Genomic DNA, 9,244 nt, shown 5'->3' on the forward strand with positions numbered 1-9,244 from the left:
AATCATCTTCGATGCACTAAAATGAATTCCTTTCCTTATGGCACAACGTTAACTGCAAAACTGTTTCGGTAACCTTTTTCTATGGCGCAACGCGTTGACTGTTTTTCTATCCCAAACCTCTGCAATAAGGCAGATGTTCGCAAGTATTCAAGAATAAAGCCGGCGATAGGGTTGATTGCGGCTTTAATGCATAAATCTGAATTGGTTCACGTCCGCCGAAAAGTGGGTTGGGACGATATCTCTGTTAGATTTTAGATATTACTGCCGAGCGAGAATTGGTCTTAAGTACACCAACAATCCGTCAGTTCCGGAGTCGGAAATCTACGCTATGTTGCTGGCTAGTTTTCCGATGGAGTAACTTTAATTACGATCATCGTGACTAAAGTTACTTCTGCCCGCTAGTCCTCGAATCACTATCCACCTTTCTTTATTGGGAACCACCTGATTCTGGTCAATTCAGGCTATTACTTCACCATAAGTAAATAATCACGGTATAAACCCAAGGGAAATAATAATGAATAAAAAACTGACGAGTATCTTACTGTAAACCTATGTCGCTCGGTACAATCGCAACAATGCACAGATTGATGGGAATGCCGGAAAACTTTCAAGCACCTGGTCGTCTTTGAATACTTTCTTCTGACCGCTGAATCAGCTTACGTAATGCTCTATCAACAGGCGGATCAAGGTGTCCCACCAACTCCCTTCGAAAATTAAGCGACAAATCTTGATCCAGCGGCGACAAAGCCTCAATAGCTTGAACTAGAGGTATACCTTCAGGCAAAGTGTCGAGCTTAAAATCAGGAGCATGCCAATTCAAGGTCATGCGCAGCAGGACGCATTTATGGCAATAACCGCAGTTCCCAAGTGATGTCGGGTGTTCCCAGCACACGCGTAAATGGCGCTTCAGAAGTGGCTTGGCAATAGCATGGTTCACCAACCGCTTTATCTTTTCTGATCGAGAAATCTCATGGCCCATGCTTTTGACCGAAAGTCGGCTGGAGGACCAGTAAGGATCGAGATCAGGATGCGAACCCCAGGGACCTAGATGGTCTTGGTCATAGCTCGAGGAAATAAGCAAAGAACCGATGCGTTCTTGCAGAAGGTACCCTAAAAATGCAACCGCGCCCCCGTGCGAGAATTCCCAGGATAATCTCCGAAAAAGACGATGCCTTCTGAGATCAGTCTCAATCATTGTCCAATCTTTACCCGTTGCCTCGGCTATTGTGGCTAGAGAATTACACATTGATGCAAGGATATCTTTTCTTTCTAGCGGGATATCAAATCCGGAAGCCAGAATTAAAAGATCGGGTGCTGGATCGGCAAAAAAGCAGGAGTAAAACGAATCAACCCCTAAGCTAAATGCCAGCCCAACGCCTTGGTTTGGCCGGCCAGATTTACCTGGGGCAAAGTCAGGCTGATTTGCCCCGTAATCCCACCACTCATTTACCTGGTCGAGTATGCGTTGCGTGTTCTCCAGCCATACCGGATCGCACGAATTCCCCACAAGACGCCTGCCCATCGCGACAGTAGGCAGCAGAAAAGCAGTGCCCAACGCCTCCGGGGATAGAACAAGTTCCGTGCGTTCACTCCGGATATGAAGAAAATTACCGTCGATTCTGGTGCATAAATCATTACCGCGCTGTATAAGCCCTGGCATATGAACGGGGATGTCGAAAAAACGCGCTATCCGATCACGCAATTTTGGCTTAGGCATAATAATAGGGGACTGGTTAACTAGGGAATTGTTGGGCGCGGGCCAGCATTGTGAAGTCGGATACGACAAGCCCGCGCTCTTGACGCTTGCTGCCATTCCTCCTCTCGAAGCGAGTGCCACGTACGATACACAAATTGTCGAGCTGATCCTGCCTCGCGATTTGATGCGGCCACCCGCTCTGCCGTGCCCTAGGCTGCTTTATTTAATAGTGGCGGTTAAACAGTATTCCTCGGTTTCATTCGATGGTTTTCACTCGATAAATCCACGATATTGCTCGACCCCGTCCACGCCGTGATATAGGAATAGTTCTTGCCATAGGAGTTGTTCAAGACCGTATTTGGAATCCCCATCAGACAAGACAAGATGTGAGCATGTAATCGGTCAGTCGTAATTACCTCGAATCTGCTAAAAAGATCGATTGCTTCGTCAACAAGTTTCGTTGCGTATTTGATCCATAAGTCCATCTCAAGGGACAGGATACCCAAGTCAACGTGCGCAAGGTGTAAGGCAGCCAGCACTCCTCGCATCATTCGAATCAAGGTATTTTTACGCCTGACCAACTCCCGCCAGTCAGTACGCACATCAAAATCGATTACCTCATTCCCCGCGGACTCGACATCAGCCCTCAGTAGCGCGAGACGGCGCCCCTCGAAACAGCGGGCTTGCTGTATCGGCCATAGCTGGTGCGCCATGTCCGGGAGAAGATAAACATGCCGCGACATGAGGACTGCCAGTTCAAATGATTTATGGTCTCTGACACAAATATGGAGATCAGGGTGCTTTGAAAAAATTCTGCAGCATCGCGCATACGCATCCGTCGAACGGAAGTGTATGGTCTGAGGGAAGATAATTATCCTGTTCCCGGGTAGCTTCTCGACCACATGTTGACGCATCTGCTGCGGCCCCGCGTAAAGGTCGCCAAGATTACCGCCACCTTGGAATACGATCACATCACCGGCTCTTGCCCAGCTTGGGCGGTAGGTGAAATACGCCGCCTTAAGATTTATCTTCAATTCATGGAGCGCGAAGAAGCGGAGCGTGCCCAGCATGATCAGCAGGTCACCTATGTTCCTGTGAACCGGCAAATCGACGTAATGAACTGGAGCTGTTCCAATCAAGCCGGCGAGGACATGGTGTTTGCCAGCCAGAGAGTGCATCAATTCAGCATGGGGTGCATCGCTCATTGTTTTTATCTGTTCGATTAGAGTCATTCCTTCTTAATCCGCTCCCCAGTTGAATGTTCTCGCCATAACAGTTGTCCGTCGGCTTGCCGGAGGTCGGCTGAAATCAATCTTGATACGTTTTGTCCGGAAGTCCTGAAGCAGAGCAAAACGGGAAAGGCCCGCGCGGGTCCCTAGTGCACACTCGAAAAACCGCCGAGGCTTCAACAGCTTCTATTTTGTCTGCTTTGATTCCCCTTTCAAGCAACGATCTGCGCAGGAAAAACAGGCCTTCTCCGGCGACCTGGGCTGCAGTTCGTCTGGCACCTTTGAAATGAAATCCAGATGGTTGGTCAGAGGCAGGGGGGGCGCCCACAACTGCTCAGTATGAGGTAGAATCCGGCCCGCGGAATTATTGCCGGCTCATTGCCCCCTTTTTATTGCACCTGCTCACAGGTCAAATGAAGAAAATAATAACCAACTACACGATTTCATGAGCACTTTTCTCAAGTCGCAATTTATAGCTCGCTGGAAGCTGTTATGGTCTTCCCCTCTACTAGGAAACGTAGGTCGAGTTGCGGATCAGCGCAGAAAGAAAACAACACTCATCACCATGATCAGAAATGAGAAAGGAATTCTTGAGATTTTTTCTGCACATGCTTTATCTTTATTCGATCGAATTATTCTCGTTGACCATCTTTCATCAGACGGTTCGAGGGAATACATAAAACTCCTGTGGGAAAAATACCCGAATATCGAATGTTATTTTTTTGATGAGCCTGGCTATTATCAGTCCGAACTAATGACTTGGGTCACACAAAATCTCGTGGATCAGGAGATGCCGGGGTGGATTTTCTTTCTTGACGTCGATGAGTTTTTACCGTTTAGATCAAAGGAGGAGTTTGATCGCAAACTTTCTGAACTGGATTCCTTTCCCGTCATTTCGATGCCATGGCTCAATCTGGTACCTTTGGATATGGAGAGCGGCGACGTGATCAGCCAATTTTTTCTCGAACCACCTCAACCGTCCAGCTATCACAAAATAGCATTTCAGCCCAGTCGTATTTCCTCGACCAGCTATTTTATTGCTCAGGGTAATCACGCCCTTTTTCTGGGAACCAGGTCCTCAAAGGTCAAGTTTCCGGCAAGAGACAGTTTCCCTATTTACCATCTGCCGATAAGAACAAAGCAGCAGCTCCGGGGCAAAATTCTGCACGGAGTGGAGTCATACCGCCGTATGGGCAGCGACCGGCGCGGAAAAATGGGTTCGCACTGGGACGAGATACATCAGATTATGGAGGCATCCAGCCTTACAAATGAACTTATGGCCGGTATCGCAGCACAATATGGCGGTACCTTGCATCCGCCTTATGAAAGAAGCCTTGATGAGTTACGGGAAGCTGGTTATAGAGAACTTCAAATGGAGATAAGTTTTTTACAGCCTCCGGTTTCCTTTGCGGATATTGCTTATGGGCATGGCAATGCGCTAATTGCCGAAGAAGGTGATTCCAGGGGTGAAATACGGACTCAAACGATAAATCGGAGAATAGAGTTCAATCGATCCAAGCACTCGATGCAAATTGTCGAGCACACGACCTCTCATAATTCAAAGCAATTGTTAGACGCTCGCAGGTCCTCACTACACCTTACTTTATAATGGCGGCCAAACGGTATTTTTGATTTGCATCTTATGTACAAGTAACTAGTCGTGCCTAAAATATATAGCCCACTTTTGGTGTTTTTATTCCCCATCCTTCAGCCATCTTATCTTATCCTTGTCCGCCCGCTATGGAGAAGGGATAATATCGAGTTCCCTTCTATGCCATCACCTACGCCCGACATGAAAAGGCGAGGCATAAAGGATTTTTATCTATTTTCCAAGGTAAATTTCCATAAATGCTGTTGATGATCGACAATTACGATTCTTTCACTTACAACCTGGTGCAGTATTTTGGCGAACTGGGCGAGGAAGTGATGGTTTTTCGCAATGATGAAATTACAGCCGGTGAAGTTGCGCGGCTAAAGCCTGCGCGTATTGTAATTTCGCCAGGTCCCTGCACGCCAGATGAAGCGGGCATATCGGTATCGTTAATTGAGCATTACAACCGTCAAGTTCCCATATTGGGCGTCTGCCTGGGGCATCAGAGCATAGGGCAGGCTTTCGGCGGAAAAATCATCCACGCCCGGCAACTCATGCATGGCAAAACTTCGCCTATCTTTCATAAGGGCGTCGGCGTATTTCGTGATTTGCCAAACCCGTTCACCGCGACTCGCTATCATTCGCTGGTCATAGAACGCGAGAGCCTTCCGGAATGCCTTGAAATCACTGCATGGACTGAAGATGGGGAGATCATGGGGGTGCGCCACAAAACTTTCCCGGTCGAAGGCCTGCAGTTTCATCCGGAATCCATCCTCACCCAATACGGACACCAGTTGCTGGAAAACTTTCTGAGCCAGTAAGAGCTGTCTGAGCGGCCCTGAAGAGGGCCATGTGAAGCTGACGCATTCCGGAAAAGGAAAGATTTATGAAGCCGCAAGAAGCGCTGGCCCGTATCATAGAACATCGTGAAATCTTTCACGATGAAATGCTTTCACTCATGCGGCAGATCATGCGTGGCGAGTTGTCACCCGCACTGATCGCTGCTATCGTCACCGGACTGCGGGTAAAGAAAGAGACCATTGGCGAAATCGCCGCTGCGGCACAGGTGATGCGCGAATTTGCTACCCGCGTGGAAGTAGCGGATAACCGACATCTCGTGGATACATGCGGGACTGGAGGCGATGCGGCCCATACTTTCAATATTTCAACGGCCGCAGCCTTTGTCGCGGCTGCTGCGGGCGCGCGGGTCGCCAAGCACGGTGGGCGCTCCGTTTCCAGCAAATCGGGTAGCGCGGACGTGCTTGAGGCTCTTGGCGTCAACCTCAACCAGACCCCAGGTCAGGTAGCCGAGGACATAAAGGAGATCGGCCTCGGATTCATGTTTGCTCCCAATTTTCACAGCGCCATGAAACATGCCGCACCGGTGAGGCGCGATCTGGGCGTGCGCACCCTGTTTAATATCCTTGGGCCGCTGACCAATCCCGCCGGAGCGAGAAATCAGTTGCTGGGCGTATTTCATCCCGATCTCGTCGGCATATTGGCTCGAGTACTGCAGCGACTGGGCAGCCGTCACGTAATGGTGGTCCACGGCAGAAATGGGCAAGGGGGATTGGATGAGATCACCATAGCCGGCGAAACCTGGGTAGGCGAGCTCAGGCATGGCGAGGTGATTGAATACAGTATTAAACCTGAAGATTTCGGCATGAATACTGCTGCCATTGAGTCAATACAGGCACAAGATAGTATTCAATCCAAAGAAATGTTGTTGTCGGTGCTGGATGACCACCCTGGCGCGGCACGCGATGTCGTGTTGCTTAACGCAGGCGCGGCGGTCTACGTTGCGGGTGTAGCGGAATCATTGAAGCAAGGTGTGGAAAAAGCCCGCGCCGCGATAGAAAGCGGTGCAGCTAAAGCAAAATTGCTGGAACTGGTGGAATTCTCAAATCGTGAAAATCGGAATGAAGCTTCCCGGATTTAGCCTATGGCCGACATTCTGCAAGAGATTTTAGCCGTCAAGCGGCAGGAGATCGCTGCCGCAAAGGCAGTGAGGCCGCTTGATGGATTGTATCGCGAAGCCGAGGCTGAGCCTCCTCCCCGAAATTTCGCTGTGGCACTCCGCGATAAAATGACCGCCGGGCTGCCCGCGGTCATTGCGGAGATCAAGAAAGCCAGCCCCAGCCGGGGTATTTTGCGGGAGCGGTTCGATCCGGCCGCCATCGCGACCAGCTATGCGAGACATGGAGCAGCCTGCCTGTCCGTATTAACCGATAAGCAGTTTTTCAGCGGTTGCGCGGAGTATTTAAGGCAGGCCAAAGCTGCTTGTAATCTACCGGTGCTGCGCAAGGACTTCATGCTGGACGAATATCAGGTGGTTGAGGCCCGTGCGATGGGAGCGGATTGCATCCTTATAATCGTCGCGGCCTTCCGCAAGGCTTCTTTCATGGCTGGAGAATGCCGGCAAGAGACAGAAATAGTGAACCGGATGCTCAAGCTCGAATCGCTCGCACACGCGCTCGGCATGGAGGTGCTGGTTGAGGTACATGACGGTGCGGAGCTGGATCTCGCGTTGCAATTAAGTTCCTCTTTGATTGGCGTCAACAATCGCAACCTGCATACGTTCGAAACTCGCCTGGACACAACGCTGCAATTGCTCGACCGTATTCCGCCGGAGCGCATTGTGATTACCGAAAGCGGCATACTCGTGCCCGCCGATGTCATGCTGATGCGCGACCATCGGGTTAATGCTTTCCTCGTGGGCGAAGCTTTCATGCGCGCCGATGATCCAGGGGCAGAGCTTGCACGACTGTTTGGGGCGGATTGACGCACAAGTGTTACAGTTTATGCCGCCCGAACCGGCGCTCACATTTGCCTGGATCGCGAGCCGAACCTTTTTGTTGCAAAAAAGCAACACATACATCTTCCATATTTCGAAAGTCTCGTTATTTCCTTGCTAGCCGTTGCGACGTTAGGCACAATCTCTCAACCCTCTCATTCAGAGAGGTCCAAGCAGCGGGACACTACTTCACCGAAATAGGGTCGGTGAGAAGCACCCCACCGTTTCAACTTTAAAGGAGATTTTCCATATGAAAAAGAAACTGATTGCACTGGCTGCTGCTGGTGCACTCGCGGCCCCGGTGGTTGCATCCGCTCAGGGGACAAACGTCACAATTTTTGGCCGGGTACAAGCTGAATACAGCCTCGTCGATTTTGCTAGCCAACCCAGCCAGGGATCACTGCAAGACAATTCCCGCTCATCACGTTGGGGCCTGCACATTACCGAGGATCTCGGCAATGGACTGAGAGCAAATGCTCGTCTGGAAATGGGCTTGAATGCCGGTTCCGGCTCAGCCACCACACCTCGGGAGCAATGGGTTGGTCTTTCCAGCAATCAGTGGGGTGACATCAAATTTGGCCGCGTTCAATCTCCCTTCAAGGACTTCGCCGGTGGTATGACGATTGATCCGTTTGCATACACTACCCTGCAAGCCAACGGCGCGGGCGGTACCATGTCTGCGGGCGCCAACGGTATGGGCTCGGGTGCCAACGGCTTTGTCAACAGTGCCCTCCGTTACGACTCGGCAAGCATAGAGGGTTTCTCTTTTTCCGGTTTGCTTATGCCGGGTGATGCAAACACGCTCGATCCCCTTCAAACCGGTAGCGTGCTAGCCAGCTTCCAGCCGGGCGGGCTAGGCAGCCAAGGCAATACCGGCGGTAGAAACGGCGAGTTTGATGGTCAAGCCGCTGCCAAATATCATGTCGATTTTGCAGGCATGGGGCTTGATATATTTGGAGGCTACTCCAGAGACAACGCCAATAATCTGCAGAGAACCATAGGTCTCAAAACAGAAGAAATATGGCGAGTTGGTGGTGCATGGACCTGGGAGAACTTCAAGCTCAGCGGCCAATATGAAAATATCAACAATGCGCTCGGCTCCGCCACCTGTACCACAGCTGCCGCGCTGGTAGCGAACCCGCTCGACGCCGCTGGTAGCGGCACAGGGCAGTGCAATTCCGCGATGAACTGGGGTGGCGACGGCAACATCTGGTTTGCGGGCGCGCAATACAAATGGGGTAACACCACTCTGGTGGCTCAGGGCGGTATGACCAAGGCTCACGCGGGCGGCGTCAATGGCTCGGCAGCACGCAAGGCCGACAGCTTTACGGTAGGTGCAATCCATAATCTGAGCAAGCGCACGAGCGTGTTCGGTGGTTATCAACATGTATACGTGAGCAATGCGAATAATACTGCAGATGACAATAACCTTGGCAGCGCTGCGAATGGTGTCAGCTATGCTGCTCCCAGCTATGCAACAGGTAGCCGGGCTACCTACACGGTTGGTATCCGTCACAATTTTTAATTGAGACGAACCAGTTGAGAATGGGGCGCCTAGGCGCCCCATTTTTTTCCTTCTTTTGGGGAACGGCCCCTCCCATAAAGAGAGAAGTGGAAGGAAATAGAACATGGCGCAAACCACCATTAAGCGTGCGTTAAGGGTTGTTCGGAGGCTCATAAGACCATGAAAAGGTTGTGTGTTTAGTTTGAAAAATATCCGTGCTAATATGCTGTTGTAACAAGAATGTAAGAGAAAAAATGACCGGAACTTGATCTGTCGCAGGGCGCTTCAAGATGGCGTAATGAGGCAGCTATTTAATGCGGAATGCATGGTAGGTCCGCGTTGCGCCATAGAAAAAGGTTACCGAAACAGTTTTGCAGTTAACGTTGTGCCATAAGGAAAGGAATTCATTTTAGTGCATCGAAGATGATTT

7 protein-coding genes are annotated in these 9,244 nt (G+C 50.5%); 5 read left to right on the plus strand and 2 right to left on the minus strand.

The genetic code is table 11. The features are described 5' to 3' along the window. Window positions 1-607: 607 nt before the first annotated feature. Window positions 608-1,717, minus strand: coding sequence for a hypothetical protein (locus BLS94_RS14090; protein WP_143021715.1), 1,110 nt, complete (start codon window positions 1,715-1,717; stop codon window positions 608-610). A gap of 215 nt (window positions 1,718-1,932) precedes the next feature. Beyond that, entirely contained in the window at window positions 1,933-2,928 is a 996-nt protein-coding gene (locus BLS94_RS14095; RefSeq protein WP_090962510.1) for a polysaccharide pyruvyl transferase family protein, read from the minus strand. A 442-nt stretch (window positions 2,929-3,370) separates the two neighbouring features. On the opposite strand from BLS94_RS14095, the gene BLS94_RS14100 reads away from it, so the two are divergent. From BLS94_RS14100 to BLS94_RS14120, 5 genes are all read left to right on the plus strand, one after another. Then, entirely contained in the window at window positions 3,371-4,534 is a 1,164-nt protein-coding gene (locus BLS94_RS14100; RefSeq protein ID WP_090962513.1) for a glycosyltransferase family 2 protein, read from the plus strand. 239 nt (window positions 4,535-4,773) lie between these two features. After that, entirely contained in the window at window positions 4,774-5,337 is a 564-nt protein-coding gene (locus BLS94_RS14105) for an anthranilate synthase component II (protein WP_090962516.1), read from the plus strand. A gap of 65 nt (window positions 5,338-5,402) precedes the next feature. Next, on the plus strand, window positions 5,403-6,455 hold the full coding sequence (gene trpD / locus BLS94_RS14110) for an anthranilate phosphoribosyltransferase (protein WP_090962519.1): 1,053 nt from the start codon (window positions 5,403-5,405) through the stop codon (window positions 6,453-6,455). A gap of 3 nt (window positions 6,456-6,458) precedes the next feature. Further along, the gene (trpC, locus tag BLS94_RS14115; RefSeq protein WP_090962522.1) at window positions 6,459-7,298 is read left to right on the plus strand and encodes an indole-3-glycerol phosphate synthase TrpC; all 840 of its coding nucleotides are present in this window, start codon (window positions 6,459-6,461) and stop codon (window positions 7,296-7,298) included. 262 nt (window positions 7,299-7,560) lie between these two features. Then, on the plus strand, window positions 7,561-8,835 hold the full coding sequence (locus BLS94_RS14120; RefSeq protein WP_090962526.1) for a porin: 1,275 nt from the start codon (window positions 7,561-7,563) through the stop codon (window positions 8,833-8,835). Window positions 8,836-9,244: the final 409 nt, after the last annotated feature.

Origin of the sequence: Nitrosospira sp. Nsp18, assembly GCF_900103145.1 — a bacterium.
GTDB lineage: Bacteria > Pseudomonadota > Gammaproteobacteria > Burkholderiales > Nitrosomonadaceae > Nitrosospira.